At 64.5% G+C, this 17455-nt stretch carries 19 protein-coding genes; 10 read left to right on the forward strand and 9 right to left on the reverse strand.

Going from position 1 to position 17455, the window contains the following annotated elements:
• Positions 1-38: 38 nt before the first annotated feature.
• The 3 genes from O5K31_RS13500 to O5K31_RS13510 are packed head-to-tail and all read right to left on the reverse strand — an operon-like array spanning position 39 to position 2408.
• Positions 39-443, reverse strand: coding sequence for a hypothetical protein (locus tag O5K31_RS13500; RefSeq protein WP_269714133.1), 405 nt, complete (start codon positions 441-443; stop codon positions 39-41).
• Between the two features lie 13 nt (positions 444-456).
• Positions 457-861: a hypothetical protein gene (locus O5K31_RS13505; protein ID WP_269714134.1), complete on the reverse strand. Its 405-nt coding sequence runs from the start codon at positions 859-861 to the stop codon at positions 457-459.
• The gene (locus tag O5K31_RS13510; protein WP_269714135.1) at positions 858-2408 is read right to left on the reverse strand and encodes a hypothetical protein; all 1551 of its coding nucleotides are present in this window, start codon (positions 2406-2408) and stop codon (positions 858-860) included. The genes O5K31_RS13505 and O5K31_RS13510 overlap by 4 nt, the downstream gene beginning before the upstream one ends.
• A 172-nt stretch (positions 2409-2580) precedes the next feature.
• On the opposite strand from O5K31_RS13510, the gene O5K31_RS13515 reads away from it, so the two are divergent.
• The 4 genes from O5K31_RS13515 (at position 2581) to O5K31_RS13530 (ending at position 6747) form a co-directional block, all read left to right on the forward strand.
• Positions 2581-3033, forward strand: coding sequence for a MarR family winged helix-turn-helix transcriptional regulator (locus O5K31_RS13515; RefSeq protein WP_269714136.1), 453 nt, complete (start codon positions 2581-2583; stop codon positions 3031-3033).
• A gap of 85 nt (positions 3034-3118) precedes the next feature.
• Positions 3119-3841: an SDR family NAD(P)-dependent oxidoreductase gene (locus tag O5K31_RS13520; protein WP_269714138.1), complete on the forward strand. Its 723-nt coding sequence runs from the start codon at positions 3119-3121 to the stop codon at positions 3839-3841.
• A gap of 81 nt (positions 3842-3922) precedes the next feature.
• A complete protein-coding gene (uvrB, locus tag O5K31_RS13525; protein WP_269717060.1) occupies positions 3923-6073 on the forward strand; it encodes an excinuclease ABC subunit UvrB in 2151 nt (716 codons plus the stop codon).
• Positions 6074-6363: 290 nt separating this feature from the next.
• Complete coding sequence (locus tag O5K31_RS13530) at positions 6364-6747, forward strand: hypothetical protein (RefSeq protein WP_269714139.1); 384 nt, start codon at positions 6364-6366, stop codon at positions 6745-6747.
• Between the two features lie 52 nt (positions 6748-6799).
• Here O5K31_RS13530 and O5K31_RS13535 read toward each other — a convergent pair whose 3' ends face one another.
• The 3 genes from O5K31_RS13535 to O5K31_RS13545 form a co-directional block, all read right to left on the reverse strand.
• Positions 6800-7984 (reverse strand): hypothetical protein, encoded by a 1185-nt coding sequence (locus tag O5K31_RS13535; RefSeq protein ID WP_269714140.1) that lies wholly within the window; start codon positions 7982-7984, stop codon positions 6800-6802.
• Positions 7914-8651: a methyltransferase domain-containing protein gene (locus tag O5K31_RS13540; protein WP_269714141.1), complete on the reverse strand. Its 738-nt coding sequence runs from the start codon at positions 8649-8651 to the stop codon at positions 7914-7916. Before O5K31_RS13540 ends, O5K31_RS13535 begins: the two co-directional genes overlap by 71 nt.
• Positions 8652-8851: 200 nt before the next feature.
• Positions 8852-9070 carry a helix-turn-helix domain-containing protein gene (locus tag O5K31_RS13545; RefSeq protein WP_269714142.1) on the reverse strand — a complete coding sequence of 73 codons (219 nt, stop codon included), beginning with the start codon at positions 9068-9070 and terminating at the stop codon, positions 8852-8854.
• Between the two features lie 120 nt (positions 9071-9190).
• Here O5K31_RS13545 and O5K31_RS13550 point away from each other — a divergent pair, with 120 nt between their 5' ends.
• Positions 9191-9595, forward strand: coding sequence for a helix-turn-helix domain-containing protein (locus tag O5K31_RS13550; RefSeq protein WP_269714143.1), 405 nt, complete (start codon positions 9191-9193; stop codon positions 9593-9595).
• A gap of 266 nt (positions 9596-9861) precedes the next feature.
• Positions 9862-10491: a hypothetical protein gene (locus tag O5K31_RS13555; protein WP_269714145.1), complete on the forward strand. Its 630-nt coding sequence runs from the start codon at positions 9862-9864 to the stop codon at positions 10489-10491.
• A 187-nt stretch (positions 10492-10678) separates the two neighbouring features.
• Here the strand turns inward: O5K31_RS13555 and O5K31_RS13560 are convergent, their stop codons facing one another.
• Complete coding sequence (locus O5K31_RS13560; protein WP_269714146.1) at positions 10679-11917, reverse strand: sensor histidine kinase; 1239 nt, start codon at positions 11915-11917, stop codon at positions 10679-10681.
• Positions 11918-12112: 195 nt separating this feature from the next.
• Here O5K31_RS13560 and O5K31_RS13565 point away from each other — a divergent pair, with 195 nt between their 5' ends.
• The gene (locus tag O5K31_RS13565; protein WP_269714148.1) at positions 12113-12481 is read left to right on the forward strand and encodes a response regulator transcription factor; all 369 of its coding nucleotides are present in this window, start codon (positions 12113-12115) and stop codon (positions 12479-12481) included.
• A 359-nt stretch (positions 12482-12840) separates the two neighbouring features.
• Here the strand turns inward: O5K31_RS13565 and O5K31_RS13570 are convergent, their stop codons facing one another.
• The gene (locus O5K31_RS13570; RefSeq protein ID WP_269714149.1) at positions 12841-13842 is read right to left on the reverse strand and encodes a L,D-transpeptidase family protein; all 1002 of its coding nucleotides are present in this window, start codon (positions 13840-13842) and stop codon (positions 12841-12843) included.
• A gap of 103 nt (positions 13843-13945) precedes the next feature.
• Between O5K31_RS13570 and O5K31_RS13575 the strand changes: the two genes are divergently transcribed.
• The 3 genes from O5K31_RS13575 (at position 13946) to O5K31_RS13585 (ending at position 17132) form a co-directional block, all read left to right on the forward strand.
• Complete coding sequence (locus O5K31_RS13575; protein WP_269714150.1) at positions 13946-14926, forward strand: M15 family metallopeptidase; 981 nt, start codon at positions 13946-13948, stop codon at positions 14924-14926.
• Positions 14927-14982: 56 nt separating this feature from the next.
• Entirely contained in the window at positions 14983-15939 is a 957-nt protein-coding gene (locus O5K31_RS13580; protein WP_269714151.1) for a hypothetical protein, read from the forward strand.
• A 62-nt stretch (positions 15940-16001) separates the two neighbouring features.
• The gene (locus tag O5K31_RS13585) at positions 16002-17132 is read left to right on the forward strand and encodes a DUF3089 domain-containing protein (RefSeq protein WP_269714152.1); all 1131 of its coding nucleotides are present in this window, start codon (positions 16002-16004) and stop codon (positions 17130-17132) included.
• Between the two features lie 56 nt (positions 17133-17188).
• On the opposite strand, the gene O5K31_RS13590 is transcribed toward O5K31_RS13585, so the two are convergent.
• Positions 17189-17368: a DUF1328 domain-containing protein gene (locus O5K31_RS13590; RefSeq protein ID WP_269714153.1), complete on the reverse strand. Its 180-nt coding sequence runs from the start codon at positions 17366-17368 to the stop codon at positions 17189-17191.
• Positions 17369-17455: the final 87 nt, after the last annotated feature.

The raw sequence follows: 17455 nt of genomic DNA on the forward strand, positions 1-17455 counted from the left end.
GCGACGGCTTTTCAGGCTTGGTCTTCGGGAGGTCGGCGTCAGCCCACGTACTGGAACCACTGCATCTGCAGGTAGGTGTCGTTGTAGTCGGCGTCGGTGCTGTCTTCGGTGGTGAAGACATATTTGCCCATGTAGATCGTCGCGCCGCTGCTCAGCACGTCCTCGCTCCAGATCACCTTCGACCATTGTCCGCCGCCATTGGTCCCCAGATAGACGGTGTAGGCGTTGTTGGGGTCGGCGGCCTGGAAGAAGCCCTGGCCGATCTGGGTCGGGGTTCCGCCGCTGGAGCTGGCGCCCTGGGCGGTGAAGACGACATTGCCGCTCCCGTCCTTGACCTGGATGAACTGGTTGCCCGAGCTCTGGACGAGCGCCGACCAGAAAACGACCTTGCCGCTCGGCAGGGTGACGGGAATTCCGTTTCCGCTCACGGGTCCGATAGCCATGATCGCGCCTCCCCTATCCGATGCTGTTGAACCATGTCAGCGAGACATGGCTGTCGTTGAAATCCTGATCGGCGCCGTCTTCGGAGATGAAGTTGTAGTTGCTCAGATAGATCTGGGCGCCGATGTTGACGACGAGGTCGTCCCACAGGACGGACGACCAGGACGAGCCGCCGTTGAAGCCGATGTAGAGGGTGTAGTTTCCGCTGGCGTCGGCGGCGGTGAACGAGCCCTGGCCGATCTGGGTCGGCGAATGGCCGCCGGCCGATGCGCCCGTCGCCTGGAAGATCACCGCCCCATGGCTGTCGCACAGCTTGATGAACTGGCTGTACGAAGCCTGGACGTTGACCGTCCAGAACACGGTCTTGCCGGTTGGGATCGTCAGGGCGATCCCGTTGCCCGAAACAGGTCCGACACTCATCGACGCGCTCCTTGTTGATCGCCGGCCGCCGCGGTCTGGGCGGCGGGGGTGCAGGCATAGGCCGGGCGCTGCGCCTGAAGGGCGGTGCAGACCTGCCCCTTCATCTGGGTCTGCTGCTCGGCGGTGATGGTGTTGGGGAACGGCTGCGCGGTTGGCAGCACGCGGGCGAACTGGCGATAGAGCCCGTTGTTCTGGATCTGGGGCTGGTTCCAGAAGTTGGCGTTCGCCACCAGCAGGGTGCGCCAGGGCGTGCCCGCGGGCAGGTCCTGGGAGCTGGTGATGTAGTTCTTCATCGCCACGCCGGTCATCAGGGTGGTGAAGGCCGTCGCGTCGCTCCCGCACGGCGTCGAGGGCTGGCAGTTGGCGCTGCTGCTGACGAAGGCGTCGGCATAGAGCAGCGGCTGCGGATAGTTCCCCCAGGTGCCCGGGGTCACATAGATCGGCGCGTCGCCGTACAGGTTCACGTAGAAAGTCTGCTCGGAGAAATCCATGTTCCCCGAGGTCTGGCCCGTGGCGTAGTACTTCTCGATCGAGCCGTTCTGATTGTCCTGGGCGCTCTTGTAGACCCCGTTGGTGCAGTTGTTGGTCGAGCCCACCGCGCAGGTGTCGGTCAGCTTGATCAGGTTGTTGATCGGGGCCTGGGCTGGCGGCATCTGCGTCGCCTGGGCGATCGCGCCGTAGCCGTAGGTCTGCACGTAGCTGTTGATGTAGATCGACGGCAACCGCCAACTGCCGTTGTACACCGCGCCCAGCTCCGGCTTGCCCGCCGGCATGGTCGACAGGAACTGGACCATGGAATCCAGGGTGGTCGCCTGCTGTACGGCGGCGTTGGGCGAATAGATGAAGTCCATGCACAGCCAGCTTGGGATCGCCCACAGCTGACCGTTGTAGCTGGCGGCGGCGCGGGCCACGTCCAGCGGCGCCTCGCCGGTGATCGTGGCCGGATTGATCAGGTTCTGCGAGGCCAGGAAGCCGAGATAGAGCATGTCCAGCTCCATCACGTCGAAGCCCTGCGGCCCCAGCAGCCCGGGCAGCGCCCCGTAGTCATAGATGTCCAGGTTCGGGTTCATCACCGCGTTCAGCAGAACCTGCGGGTTCTGGGCCTGATAGGTCTGGACCACATAGGCGACTAGGCTGGTGAAGTCGCCGCCCGGCAGGGTGGGCAGGTAGGCGTAGAGCGAAGCGTTCAACACCCGGGTCTGCTGGCCATTGAGGACCAGGGTCTGGTCGGGGCCGCTGGGGGTGATCGCCATGGCCCGGGTCTTCAGCGCGCCGCACTGGGCCCAGTTGATGACCGGACCGCCCGCGCGCTGGGTGTTGGGGCCGACATAGAACGGCTCACCCGGATTGACGGTGACGTACCAGTCGAACGGCGCACCGGTGGCGACGGTCCAGCCGTCGACGGTGCAGGTGATCGGCGCCTGGCTGGTGTTCTTCAACACCAGCTGCCCCGCCGCCGCCGTTCCCACGGACATCCCCGCGAACGCGACGCCCAGCAAAGCGCCCGCGACCTTGCGCACGGCGGGTTTCAGAACCTTCCAGATCATAGCGCCCTCCCAAGCTTGAGCGGACCCTAGTTGCAGGCTCTAAGAAATACCACCTTAAATAGCATTGATATTCAGATTCTATTTTTAGGACACAATCGTGACGCCTCCCGGCGACTTCTCCACAGGACATGTGGCCGTCCGACAATTCGAATAACAATGTGATCTTGACAGTGTGCATACGCACGACCATCTGGGCGCCATGGCCAAGCCACAGCGTATCAACACCTGCAACGCCTTCGCCCTTCGCCAGGCGACGCGCTATGTCTCGCAGCTCTATGAAAAGCACCTCGCGCCTGTCGGCCTGACGGGACCGCAGTTCAGCCTGCTGGCCCAGCTGGAGAGCGAGGGCCTGACCATGATGGAGTTGGCGCGCCTCCTGGTCACCGACCGCACCACCCTGGTGCGCACCCTGCAGCCCCTGCAGCGCGATGGTCTGGTGGTCAGCGCGCCCAAGGCCAAGGGCTCGCGCCAGCTGGTCCTGTCCCTCACCGACGAGGGCCGCCAGCGCCTGAAGGCCGCCCTGCCCCTGTGGCGCGAGGCCCAGGACGCCTTCGAGGGCCGGGTCGGCCTGACCGAGGCCGAAAACCTGCGCCGCCAGCTTCTGAAGCTGACCCAGCACATCTGACGTCGCTTTCCTACAAGCCCCGGCGGCCGCTCTTGCGCATCATACTGTGCATATACACTTGAAAAGCTCCCCTGGAGAGAACGTCATGCAAATTCAAGGTTCCATCGCCCTCGTCACCGGCGCCAATCGCGGCATCGGCCGCTCTTACGTCCAGGCCCTGCTCGACCGTGGCGCGGCCAAGGTCTACGCCGCCGCCCGCGACACCGCCTCGCTCAGCTTCAACGACCCGCGCGTCGTTCCCCTCAAGCTCGACGTCGCCGACGCCGCCCAGGTGGCCGCCGCCGCCAAGGCCGCCCCGGACGTCACCCTGCTGATCAACAACGCCGGCGTGATCTTCGGCGGCGAGCTCCTGCGCGACGGCGTGGTCGAGGACGCCCGTAAGGAGATCGAGGTCAACTACCTGGCCCCCCTCGCCCTGGCCCAGGCCTTCGCCCCGGCGCTGAAGGCGTCCAAGGGCGGGCTGGTCAACGTCCTGTCCATGCTGGCCAAGGTGGCGGCGCGCGGGGCGGTGACCTATTCGGCTTCCAAGGCGGCCGGCCTGCTGCTCAACACCGCCCTGCGCGCCGAGTTCGCGCCGCATGGCGTCTCGGTCGTCGCCGTCCTGCCCGTTCAGGTCGAAACCGACATGGGCAAGGGCCTGCCCGAGCCCCGCCTGACGCCCGAGGAAGTCGTGGCCGAGACCCTCGACGCCCTGGAGAACGGAACCGACGAGGTGTTCCCCGGCGTCCTGACCAAGAACGCTCTGGCCGGCTTCACCGCCGACCCGAAGGGCTTCCAGGCCATGCTGCTGGGCGCCGGCGCCCACTAGCTGACACCTGCCGCCAGCTGCTGACACTCGATGTCAGCAGCCACGCTGGCGTTCGGGGCGGCGAGAACCTACCTTCGCATCATGCCTCCCGCCCCGACGTCCGGCGTCTCCGACGCCTCCGCCACCTTTATCCACGACGCCGGCGTAAAGCTGATGCCGATGGAGTGGACGCCCCACCGTCCCTCCCGCCCGGAGAAGTCCGAGGGCGGCCGGCGTTTTCGCCTGCACAGCAGCTACAGCCCCGCCGGCGACCAGCCCACGGCGATCGCCGAGCTGGTGGGCGGCCTGAAGGCGCGCGAGCACGACCAGGTCCTGCTGGGCGTCACCGGCTCGGGCAAGACCTTCACCATGGCCAAGATCATCGAGGAGACCCAGCGTCCCGCCCTGATCCTGGCTCCCAACAAGACCCTGGCCGCCCAGCTCTACAGCGAGTTCAAGAGCTTCTTCCCCGACAACGCGGTCGAGTATTTCGTCAGCTACTACGACTACTACCAGCCCGAGGCCTACGTCCCGCGGACCGACACCTTCATCGAGAAGGACAGCTCGATCAACGAGCAGATCGACCGCATGCGCCACGCCGCCACCCGCGCGGTGCTGGAGCGCGACGACGTCATCGTCGTGGCCTCGGTCAGCTGCATCTACGGCATCGGCTCGGTGGAGACCTACACCGCCATGACCTTCAGCCTGGAGGTCGGCCAGCAGGTCAACGAAAAGCAGCTCCTCGCCGACCTCGTGGCCCAGCAGTACAAGCGCAACGACGCCGCCTTCGAGCGCGGCTCCTTCCGCAAGCGCGGCGACACGCTGGAAATCTTCCCCGCCCACTACGAGGACCGCGCCTGGCGTGTCTCCTTCTTCGGCGAGGAGGTGGAGGCGATCAGCGAGTTCGACCCCCTCACCGGCAAGAAGACCGCCGACCTGCCGGCCGTGAAGATCTACGCCAACAGCCACTACGTCACGCCCCGCCCCACCCTCAAGCAGGCGATCATCTCGATCCGCGCCGAGTTGAAGGAGCGCCTCGATTGGCTGATCGCCAACGGCAAGGTGCTGGAGGCCCAGCGCCTGGAGCAGCGCACCACCTTCGATCTGGAGATGATGGAGACCACCGGCTCCTGCGCCGGGATCGAGAACTACAGCCGCTATCTGACCGGCCGCCACGCTGGCGAGCCGCCGCCCACCTTCTTTGAGTACATCCCCGACAACGCCCTGCTGTTCACCGACGAGAGCCACGTCACGGTTCCGCAGATCGGCGCCATGTACAAGGGCGACCGCAACCGCAAGACCACCCTGGCCGAGTACGGCTTCCGCCTGCCCAGCGCCATGGACAACCGCCCCCTCAAGTTCGAGGAGTGGGAGGCCATGCGCCCGCAGACGGTCCACGTCTCCGCCACCCCCGGCCCGTGGGAGATGGACAAGGCCGGCGGCGTCTTCGCCGAGCAGGTGATCCGCCCCACCGGCCTGATCGACCCCCCGGTCGAGGTCCGCCCCGTCTCCACCGGCGGCTTCTCCCAGGTCGACGACGTCATCGACCAGATCCGCCAGACCAACGCCAAGGGCTACCGCACCCTGGTCACCGTCCTGACCAAGAAGATGGCCGAGGACCTGACCGAGTACATGCACGAGCAGGGCCTGCGCGTACGCTACATGCACTCGGACATCGACACCCTGGAGCGCATCGAGATCATCCGCGACCTGCGCCTGGGCTCCTACGACGTGCTGGTCGGCATCAACCTGCTGCGCGAGGGCCTCGACATCCCCGAATGCGGCCTGGTCGCCATCCTCGACGCCGACAAGGAAGGCTTCCTGCGCTCGGAGACCTCGCTCATTCAGACCATCGGCCGCGCCGCGCGGAACGTGGACGGCCGCGTCATCCTCTATGCCGACCGCATCACCGGCTCCATGGAACGCGCCATGGCCGAGACCTCCCGCCGCCGCGAGAAGCAGGAGGCCTACAACGCCGAGCACGGCATCACGCCCGAAAGCGTCAAGCGCGACATCAAGGACATCCTCAACTCGCCTTACGAGAAGGACCGCGTCACCATCCCCGCCGGCCTGGCCGAGGACGGCGCCAAACCCTTCATGGGCGACAACTTCAAGGCGACCCTGCGCGACCTGGAGGCCAAGATGCGCGACGCCGCCTCCAACCTCGAATTCGAAACCGCCGCCCGCCTCCGCGACGAGATCAAGCGCCTGAAACTGATGGACCTGGAATTCGCCAAGGACCAGCTCGCCTAGCCCCCCTCTCCCCTCGTGGGAGAGGGCCGGGGGTGAGGGGGCCGCTCTGGCCTTTCGCCTCTCCCCCTCAGGGGGAGAGGGTCAGGGTGAGGGGGCCGCTGAGCCTCAACCGGCAAAGCCCCGCAAACCGACCCGCCCAAAGCCCCTCACCCAACCTCTCCCCACAGGTGGGGAGAGGCGAAGCCCCCTACTGAATCCGTCATCCTGAGGAGCGGCCCGCAAGGCCGCGTCTCGAAGGACGCACAACAGCCCCGCTTGCCCCCGCGCGCCACACGCCCAAAGCTCCCCCGATGTCCGCCGCCCTGATCCTGACCGCCCTCCTCGTCGCGACCCCGGCGCAGACCATCGCGCCCGGCCTGTGGCGGCTGGAGAGCCGCTACTACTTCATGCCCATGCTGCCGGATAACCTGGCCAGCCTCGTGATCGAGACCGTCTGCGTCGGCGACGACCCGACCCTCGACCCCAGGAACCTGAAGCCGAAACCCGCAAACCATCAAAACATCGGCACGGTGGCCGGCGACCTGACTCGCGCCTACGCCGTCCGCTTCGGCGGCTCAGCGCACATCAGCCCCGGCTTCGTCATCGAGGCCGAACGCCTGGGCGACTGCCCCAAGGCCTGGAAGCCCGGCGACCGCCGCCAGGACCGGAATGAGCGCTTCACCTCGATCCCTTAAGTTCGCGAGGGGACGGTCATCGCAAGAGAGACCCGACGGCGTAATTCTCAAATTATCTACCGGTTGAAAGATCGCCGATAGTCAATAGTGACCCTCCGCCATTTTCCAGAAAACTCTCTATAACATTCAAAAGATATCCGGTATTCTCTCCGGGATTAATAAATCCCATATGCAATTTACTTTTACCATCAACCTCTTTCTTGAATCGGAATAGCATTTTCCGATTGCCGCCGCTTTCGACAATAGTGACCTTTGCTTTAATTGGAAAGTTGTACCTTATTGATTTGTTATCTATCAGCTTAATCAATATTTCATTGCTTGACGTCTTAGACGACATTTCTTGTATTAACTTATCTTTTCCTTTGTAGATAATAAGATGCAACTTACCGGCGAAGGCTAAATCCGTTAACCGCTTCTCCAGCTTTTCATTTGTATCTATAAAACTGAAATCCCCAGATACAATATAAACCGTGTCGGCCCCATCCATAACCTTGGCCATATGCTCCAAGTCTTTGTTACCACTGAACCCCTTGACGGATAGATCAAGAAGTACGTTCTTTTTCAGAAAGGACAGAGATTGCTGCAAAACATATGCAATCCCAAACCATACAACAGTGTAGTTTCTTAGCGCTTCGACTTCAGAATCTGAAATTATAGGCCTGATTTTGTGAAAGAAATTTACGTAAGCTATAAGAATAATACCAACCCCAAGGCCCCACGTGAACAAGAATCTTACAGATCCTCGAATGAATTCCCATGCGGGGTATAGAGCGGCAACGGACCAGCTTAATATAGGCTTTAAATAGTCTCTAACTATTATTTCTATTGAGTATAATTGACTTTTCTTTTCAAGCTTGTCGTACATTTCCGACAGCTTGATGATTTTCTTTGTAGATTTATCGACTTCAATCTCCATATGACCGGCCACATTCACGATGGACAGCCTATAGGGATGAAAGAACGAAGCAAAAAAGTATGACTTATAAATCAAGCCACGCTTCTTTGCGTCCATGAAAACTATGGACAAGTCTTTTTGCCGAAGCTTATTTAAACACCAGTAATTTCTCAGCTCGTTCTTGTTTTTAAATCTAACCTTGCCGTCGATTATATACTCGAATTGATCCGCAAATAGTTCACTCAGACCGACGATGTCGTGCGCTTGCCAACTATCGCGGAAGGCCGCGATAAGGGGAGGAGGAGATTGGCGCGTATAAGGCCCCGAAAGAGATGTGGTCATCACCTACCTTCTCAGAAAGAGATTCTGGCAAGTTCAGACTAATAGATTGAACAGCACAAGGCCTGACGCCCTCAATGTGCGCTGCAATTTCGCTTATAACGTGTGGATAGTCCACTATAAGAAACTGCGCATCAGTTCTGCGAATTGCGAAAGCAATGAACTCCATCAAATCATATTCGGCAAATTCTGTAAGAAGATATGAGGCGGTAAAAAATCGCCCGCCAGACACAACTCCAGATGGAAGGCTTGCCTGCACCATCAATGGCGGCTGCATTCTTGCCACTGAGAACAATTTTGAGGCTAATGAAAGCGCATTTCTGGAACGATCTATGCCGACGAATTCATGGTTTTTAAGTGATGCTGCAAAACTGAAAAGAAACGTTCCCGGGCCAGTTCCTAAATCTATAACCCTCCTAACTTCACGAAACTCGGAATTAAATAGATGGGAAGCAATTGCGCACTTAACTACATTTTTGAAAAAGTATCTTTTTGCAAATAGAACTGGATCTGATCCTGAAAACTCAACTATAGACCTTGGATCGTAAGTCCCAAGAGAGAATACATCAACAACAGAAAGGAGATATCTGTATATCGGATCAAGGCGACCTACCAAAACTTCTGCCGATTGGATAGCTTTCCTCTGAGATTCCTCCGAGAAAACCTTCATATAGACATTTGATTTTCGAATTTTTATCGACATTTTCCGAGATCGGGTAAACATTTAGCGAGCGCCGCTTTGCTCGGCGACACCAAGCCTCGCAATTGACGACGCCTGAGGGTGACACCTTCACTTCAGGTTGGCGATCCGAGGTGAGAAAAATCCTCACCTCCTAGAAAGCAAGACGCTTCAAGCGCAGATCGCCTCCATTACAACCAAACCAGCACCTCGGGCGCACTAATGCCCAACGCCCGAGCCACCGCACACACCGTCGTGTAGCTCGGGTTGCGCTCGCCCCGCTCCAGCAGTCCCACATAGTTCCTATGCAGACCCGCGCGGTCGGCCAGTTCCTCCTGGCTGATGCCCAGGGCCTTGCGATGGTGGCGGATGGCCCGGCCCAAGGCGGCGAGATCTTCGTTCGCGGTCACGCTGGGACCGTTGCCTTGCTCGCCGTCACGCTCTACACACTGACAGTGTGTATTCGTGCAGAGCGCACGATGCATCTCCGATTGCGCTGTGCGCGCAAGAAAAGAGAGCCGAGCCCTTCCATGTCCCGCAGCATCGATCCCCTCGACATCCGTCTCGGCCGCCTGATCCGGGCGCGGCGGCGGGCGGCGGGGTGGAGCCAGGCGGCGCTGGGCCGCCGGATCGGCGTCAGCTTTCAGCAGGTGCAGAAGTACGAGTCCGGCGCCAATCGGGTCAGCGCCGCGACCCTGCACGCCCTGGCGGCGGCGTTCGAGGTGCCTACCGCCAGCTTCTTCGACGGCCTGTCCGGCCCGGCCGCCGCCGCGCCCGCCCGCGATCTGGCCGCCGAGCTATTGTGCGTCCCCGGCGGGGCGGAACTGGCCGAGGCGTTCCTGGCCATCCGCTCCCCCCGCGTGCGCTCGCGCCTCCTGGCCCTGGCCGGCGAGATCGCCGGGACGGCGGGCGCGGCGCGGCGGGCATCGGCTTAGGTGTGACTCGCCTCTCCCCCTCAGGGGGAGAGGGTCAGGGTGAGGGGGCGCTGAGGTTCAGCCGGCAAAGGCTGTGCAGGTGGAACCGCCACAGACCCCTCACCCTACCCTCTCCCCACGCGTGGGGAGAGGCGAAGACACCTCCGCGTTCTCCCCCAAAACCGGAGACACCCGCGACCGATACTCCCGATACTCCGCGACCTTTTGGGGAGACATCGGCGCCCCGGCTTATCCGCCGCATGGCCGCCGGCCGCAGACTGGGCGGCATGAAAGCTCATCCGACCACCACCTATCACCTGGTCACGCCCGCCACCTGGGAGCTGGTGCGCGCGGCCTATCTGTCGGGCCTGTCGGCGCCGACGGTCTGCGCGCGGTTCGGGGTCAGCGTGCCGGCCCTGCGCAAGCGCGCCCGGCGCCAGGGCTGGACCAAGGCCGCCTACGCCGCCCGCGATCCCGTGGCCGCGCCCTATGGCCCCGCCGCCGCGGCGTCCATGGCCGCGGCGCCCGGCGTGGCCGCCCCCGCGTCGCCGGCCGCCGGCGGGCCGGTCAACGACCTGCCCCAGATGCTGGAGGGCCTGCCGCCGCTGGACGTCAATCCCGCCGCCCTGGCGCGCAAGGCCTTGTCGGACGCCGCCTACGCCATGCGCTACGGCCGCCCGCGCGAGGCCCGCGCCTACGCCCAGGCGGCCGAGGCGATCGCGCGCATGAACGAACTTATCCCCTACGCCACCCCCTGCGACGACGACCTCGCGCACCAGTGGAGACTCACCGCCCTGCGCAGCGCCATCCACGAAATGGCCGTCCAGATCGCCGAGGGCATCGCCAAGGGCGAACCCATCCCCGCCACCTACACCGAGGCCGCCGAAGCCTGGCTGGCGAAGAAGGGGATGGTTTGAAGGTTCAGATGCATGCGCCTTCCTTTCGCCTCTCCCCCTCGGGGGGAGAGGGTAGGGGTGAGGGGGCCGCTGAGTTTCAGACGGCGAGGCGGCGCAGACGGAACCGCCAAAGGCCCCTCACCCTACCCTCTCCCCACGGGTGGGGAGAGGCGAAGCCCCCTACTGGCCCGTGTCTCGAAACGCGCGCCTACGCCCCCGCCGGCAGGGTGAACGCGAACACCGCCCCCCGCCCGCCGGGCTTGGGCGCGGCCCAGATCTTGCCGCCGTGGGCCTCGATGATGGATTTGCAGATCGACAGGCCCATGCCCATGCCCGTCGCCTTGGTGGTGAAGAAGGCGTTGAACAGCTGGTCGGCCTTGTCCGGCTCGATGCCCGGGCCGGCGTCCACCACCTCGACCCGCACGCCCTCTTCGGCGCCGGGCCGGGTGCGGGCGATCAGGCGGCGGCCCACCTGCATGCAGGGCTCGCAGGCGGCCATGGCCTGGATGGCGTTGACCAGCAGGTTCATCACCACCTGCTGCAGCTGCACCGGGTCGGCCTTGACCGGCGGCAGGTCGGCGGCCAGGTCGATGATCAGCTTGATCCCGTGGGTCTCGATCTCGCGCTGCACCAGCAGGGTCGCGTCGCTGACCATGGTGTTGACGTCCAGCAGGGCCGGCTCGGGCGCGGTCTTTGTCGACATGGCGCGGATGCGGGCGATGATGCCGCTGGCGCGCTGGCCGTCCTGGATCATGCGGCCGATGGCGGCTTTCGCCTCGTTCAGGTCGGGCTCGGGCCGGTTGAGCCAGCGCAGCGAGGCCTCGCCGGTGACGATGGCGGCCAGGGGCTGGTTGACCTCGTGGGCGATGGAGGCGGTCAGCTCGCCCAGGGTCGAGACCCGCGCGGCGTGGGCCAGCTCGGCGGTGACGCGGGCCACCTCGTCCTGGGCGCGCTTGGTGTCGGTCAGGTCCACCAGGCCGATCAGCAATATGCCCCGCTCCACCGACTCGCGGGGGAAGCTGGCGGTGAACAGCACGTCGAACTCGCTGCCGTCCAGGCGGTGCAGGCGGGTGACCTGTTCGAAATACGGCTGGCCGGCCAGGGCCGCGATGACGCTTTCGGCGAAGACGTTCTCGCTGGCCACGGGCCAGTACCGATCCACTGGCCCCAGCAGGACCTCGTGGCTCTCGGCGCCGAACTGGCTGACCGACTTGTCGTTCACGTCCAGCACGATGCTGGCCTTCATCAGCTCGCGCACCACCTCGGGGTGCTCGACGAAATGACGGCGAAGGTCGCTGACCCCCTGCTTGCGCAGGCCATAGAGGATCTTGCCTGCGCCGCTGAAGTCCAGCTCCCAGAAGGAGACGGTCATGGCGGCGAACATGTTGCGATAGCGATACTCGCTGACGCTCAGCTGTTCTTTCACGGCCGCTTTGTCGTCCGGCATCCCGCCCCCTTCGGTAACCATGGGGCGGGGAGTGTCTCCGCCGCGCGCCCCGCGACTTGTACGATACCGCTTAAACCCGACGCCGGGCCACGGCTTCTAAACTTCCGTATGATTACGCCGCGGGGCCGAAAAGGGCATCTGTGGTCTCTACGAGGGGGCCTCGCTTCGCGCGCGGGCCATTCAAGGATCAGGTTTTTGACCACGGGTTTGCTTATTTCGGTCGTCGATGACGACGACTCGGTCCGCGTCTCCACCGAAGGTCTGCTGCGTTCGCTCGGCTACGCCGTGCGCGGCTTTGACTCGGCCGAGGCGTTCCTGGGCTCGGACGCCGTGGGCGCCAGCGCCTGCGTGGTCTCGGACGTCCAGATGCCGGGCATGAGCGGCGTCGATCTCAAGACCGCCCTGTCGGCCCAGGGAATCGCCACGCCGGTGATTCTGATGACGGCCTTTCCCAACGACGCCACGCGCCAGAAGGCCGCCGCCGCGGGCGTGTCCTGTTTCCTGCCCAAGCCCTACCAGGCCCAGGCGCTCATCGATTGCATTGAAACGGCCCTGGCCGCCTAGGGCCTGAAACGAGAAGCGCCCGCGAGATGGGGGAGGGTCTCGCGGGCGCCGGGCTCTCTCTCATGACGGCTGGCCGAGCAGGCTGGGGGAGGGGGACATCCGCCCGGTCTCGCCGTCCTGATTAAGATGGGGGCCGGATCGGGCGCTGCAAGGGCGCGATAAAGGTCTCTTTGAGGCCCTTTGTGTGGCTGTTGAAACACAGGGGTATATGAAATCGTCACAACGCCCTCGGCGCCGCTTGCGTCGATCCGCCAACGCCGTGACTGTTCGGTTCCAGCAGCCGGTGTCGGGGGACGCCTGGCGCTGAAGCGTAAGAGGAGCGCCCTCGGTTTCGGCCGGGGGCGCTTCGTCTTTTTCCGCTAGCCGGTGAAGACGACCTTGGCGCCCTTCTCGACCGCCGCGGCCAGGGCCTGGGCGTCCCAGTTGGTCAGCCGCACGCAGCCGTGGCTGGCCGTCTTGCCCACCTTGGCCGGGTCGGGCGTGCCGTGGATGCCGTAGGTGTCCTTGGTCAGGTCGATCCAGGCCGCCCCCACCGGGTTGTTCGGCCCGGCGGCGATGGTCAGCTTGCCCTTGGCCCGGGCCTTGTCCGACCCGAACTTCAGGCGCGTAGAATCGAATGTGTAGGTCGGCTCCGGCGCCACCGTCCGCACCGCCCATTCCCCGTCCGGCGCAGGGCGGTCGGAGGAGCCGACGGTGGCTGGATACACTGCGACCAGTTTGCCGCCGCCGTCATAGGCGCGGACCTGGCGGCCGGCCTTATCGACCTCCACCCGCTGCACGCGCGGCAGTTCGGCGGTCGAGACGGCCGCCACGACGATCTTCGTCCCGGCCTGGCTGAAGTCCACGCCCGGGTTCAGGGCCTGCAACAGGCCCTCGCCCATGTGGAACTTCTCGGCCAGCGCCTCCAGCGGCGAGGTGTAGCCGAGGGCCTTCAACTCGGCCTGATCGGCCAAGTCGGTGGGGATCTTCTCGACGAACGGCCCGGCCACGTCGGCCTCGGTGATCTCGTAGGCCGTCACCGCCGAGCCGGAATCGCGGGTCAGGGCTTCCCAGGTCTCCTGGGTCAGCTTGCCGTCGGCGGTCAGGCCGTTGGCCTTCTGGAAGGCGGCGATCGCCTTGTTGACGTTGTCGCCGCCCTGCCCGTCCACCACGCCGGGCGAGAACCGGGCGCGGTCGAGCAGGACCTGAGCGCGGATCAGCATGTCGCGCTTGGCGATGGGGTCCGTGGGGTTTTCCGCGAACGCCGCGGCGTTCACCGTCTTGCCCGCCTCAGGCAGGTCATCGGGGGCGGTGATGGGGCCGGACGGCGACGGCGGCGCGGATGCGGGCGTGATGGCCGGGGGAACCTGACCGTTAGCCATCTCGCTCGAAGCGTCGCTTTGGCTTTCTCGCGCGTTAGGGTCCGAACAAGCCACCAACGCGACGGCGCAAACGCCCGCCATCAGGATTTTGCGACCAAACACCATGCCGACTCCTCTGCCGAAACTGCGCAACAACAAGCCCCGGATTCTGCGATGGTTCCCCGCGGCGCTTCTGCTGGCGGCAGCCGGCGGCGGCGCTTTCTTCGCGATGAAGGTTTGGAGCCCCGCCTCACCTAGCCCGGCCGCCGAGCCAGGCTGGGCATCGCCCTCGGAGACCGTCGCTGAAGGCGCCATAGCCCCTTCCCCGCCGACGCTGATTCCCGCCTCCGCTCCCAACGGTTGCCGCGCGCCCGCTTTCGAGGCCGCCGCTCGCGAAAACGCCCGCACCCTCAACAGCCTCACCTGGTCGCCCTTCGGCCGCGCCGAGAACGGCTGGGCGATCTATGAAACCATTGTCGCGCACGAGATCGGCACGGCTTGCCCGGCAGGATCTCCCGGCTTCGCCCAGGCTCTGGCCGAATGGCAAAAGCAACGACGCCTCGCGGGCGACGGCCGCTTCACCACCGCCAGTTTCGACACTCTGAAAGCCGAGATGCACGCACGACGGCCCTATGTCGGCGTTCGCGCCAAGGGCGTCTGCCCCCCGCCGCCAAGCGCGGACCGCCTGGCCAACGCCACCAAGGATGAAGGCTATGGCGGCAAGGAAATCCAATTGCGGGTCGGAGCCATGGCCGCCTATCGAAAGATGGTGGCGGAAGCCAAACGCGACGGCGGCGTGGCCGCCGATCCCCGCCACCTGCAAATCTTCAGCGGCTATCGCAGTCCGGAATATGACGCCGCCCGCTGCGCGCGGGACAATAACTGCGATGGCGTGGTCCGCGCCACCTGCTCGCCCCACCGCACGGGCCTGGCCATGGACCTCTATGTGGGTGGGATGCGACCCGACTCCACCGAAGACGCCAACCGTCTGATCCAGTCGCGCAACCCGGCCTATCGCTGGCTGGTCGCCAATGCGGAGCGGTTCGGCTTCCGCAACTATCCGTTCGAGCCCTGGCACTGGGAGTATGTGCAGGAAGCCCCCTGAGAGCGTGACTTCGATTTAAGCGGACTCAGGCCAAGCTCGCCGATAGGAGCTTGGCCATGATCCGCGCACTCGCCGCCGTCCTCGTACTGTTCGCCACACCGGCCGCTCACGCGGCATGCCTGATGACGCCCGAGGACGCCAATTTCGCCAACCGCGCCCTTGGGGCGTGGAGCACCACCGCGCGTCAGGACCTGCGCCTCCCGACCGGGGAGCGGCCGACCATCGTGCTGTTCGACCAGACCTGCGCCTACACCCTCGGCCCGGTCGGTCCAGTCACCTGGAGCGGCGCAACCCACGGCGGGCAGGTGAAGCTGCCGGACGGCCAGGTCATCCCCGCCCGGGTCGCGTCTTTCGCCGCTCCGTTCGACAACGACCGCAAGGCCTTCTTCGTCATGGCCCTGCCCTCGGTCTGGCAGGGCGCGGGCGTCGATAGCGCGCTTGGCCTGGAAGCCCTGATGCAGGGGGTGCTCATCCACGAGATGACCCACACGCGGCAGTTCTATTTCGTCAGCCCCCGCCTGGCGGAGCTCACCGCCAAGTACGGCCTGCCCGCCGATCTGTCGGACGACAGCCTGCAGGCCGCCTTCGCCAAGGATGAGGCCTATGTCGCCGCCTATGAAGACGAACTCGGCTCGCTGTTCCAGGCCCTGAACGCTCGCAGCGAGGCCCAGGCACGGGCCCATGCCCGCCAGGCCCTGACAAAGATGCGCGCCCGCCGCGCCCAGTTCTTCGTGGGCGACAATGAGAAGTGGGCTCCACTCGACGACCTGTTCCTCACCATGGAGGGGCTGGGCCAGTGGGCCGCCTTCGCCTGGACCACCAACGGGCGGGGTGTCGATTCGGGAACGGCGGTGCGCGAGTTGCGCCGTGGCGGCCGGTTCTGGAGCCAGGACGAAGGGCTGGTGCTGTTCCTGGTGATCAACCGCCTGGTCCCCGACTGGCAGTCCATGGCCTTCGATCCGCAAAAGCCCCTGATGGCCGAAGAGCTGTTGGCCCTGGCGGCTGGAGGCTAGACCGCGGCCGAACGGCGCCGCATCTTCCCGCCAAACAAATGTTCGAACGGGAGGAATTGCGTATGTTGAAGTCGCTTGCCGCCACCCTGGTCTTCGCCTCCGGGCTGGCCGTTTCCGCGCCAGCCCTCGCCGCACCCAACGACTATTCCAAGGACGAGAACTGGCTGTGCCGGCCGGGCCGCAAGGACGCCTGCGCGGTCGATCAGTCGACGACCATCGTTGCGGCCAACGGCGACTTAATGCGCGAAGACTTCAAGGCCGATCCCAAGGCGCCGATCGATTGCTTCTACGTCTATCCCACCGTCTCCACCGACCCCGGCGGCAACAGCGATATGGTCATCGACCACGCCGAGCGGCGGGTGGTGGAGCAGCAGCTTGCCCGCTTTGGCGCCAAGTGCCGACTGTTCGCACCGATGTACCGGCAGATCACGCTTGAGGCCTTGCGCTCCAACATGATGGGCAAGCCCATCCCCATGGATCCGCAGCTCGGCTTCAATGACGTTCGTGACGCCTGGGCCGACTATCTGAAACGCGACAACGGCGGGCGTGGCGTCGTACTGATTGGCCACAGCCAAGGCGCGCGCGTGCTGCAGGGCCTGTTGAGGGACGAGGCCGCCATGACGCCGGCCAAGGGCCGCATCGTCTCGGCCCTGATCCTGGGGATGAATACGCCGGTCGGCGCCGACAAGACCTTCGCCAGCCTGCCGCCCTGCACGGCGGCTAGCCAGACCGGCTGCTATGTTTCCTACGTCTCGTTCCGCGAGGTCGCGCCGCCGCCGGCCAACAGCCGCTTTGGACGCGCGACGGAGCCCGGCATGACGGCGGCCTGCGTGAACCCGGCGGCGCTGGGCGGCGGATCTGCGCCCCTGAAGGCCTATCTGACCAATGGCTCCACCACGGCGCCGAACGTCTGGGTCAAGCCGGAGAAGAAGATCGACACGCCCTTCGTCGCCGTGCCCGGCCTGCTGACCGGGACCTGCGTCGAAAAGGACGGGGCCTCGTACTTGTCGGTGAAGGTCAACGCCGATCCAGCCGACCCGCGCACGGATGTCCTGACGGGCGACGTGATCGCCAACGGCAAGGTGCTGGACGACTGGGGCCTGCACCTCATCGACGTCAATCTGACCATGGGCAATCTGGTCGAGATCGTTGGCGCTCAGGGCGCCGCATGGGGGCACAAGGGCCACCACTGAACGACGAAGGCCGCGCCGGTCTCCCGGCGCGGCCCAAGTTCGCGAGGCTAACCGCCTCAGCCGCCGCTGATCTTCTTGCCGGCGAAGATGCCGAGCGCCAGGAAGATCAGGAAGCCGACGACGAACAGGAAGAACAGGATCTTGGCGATGCCGGCCGCGGCGCCCGCGACCCCGCCAAATCCAAGAGCGCCCGCGATCAGAGCGACGACGGCGAAGATAAGAGCCCACTTCAGCATTGGTCCAACTCCCTTGTGGATAAGCTTCGAGTGGAAAACGGAGGCTTCGCCTTATTTGTTCCGGCGGCCTGACGGAGTATGACCGTT

This window comes from Caulobacter sp. NIBR2454 (assembly GCF_027474405.1).
GTDB lineage: Bacteria > Pseudomonadota > Alphaproteobacteria > Caulobacterales > Caulobacteraceae > Caulobacter.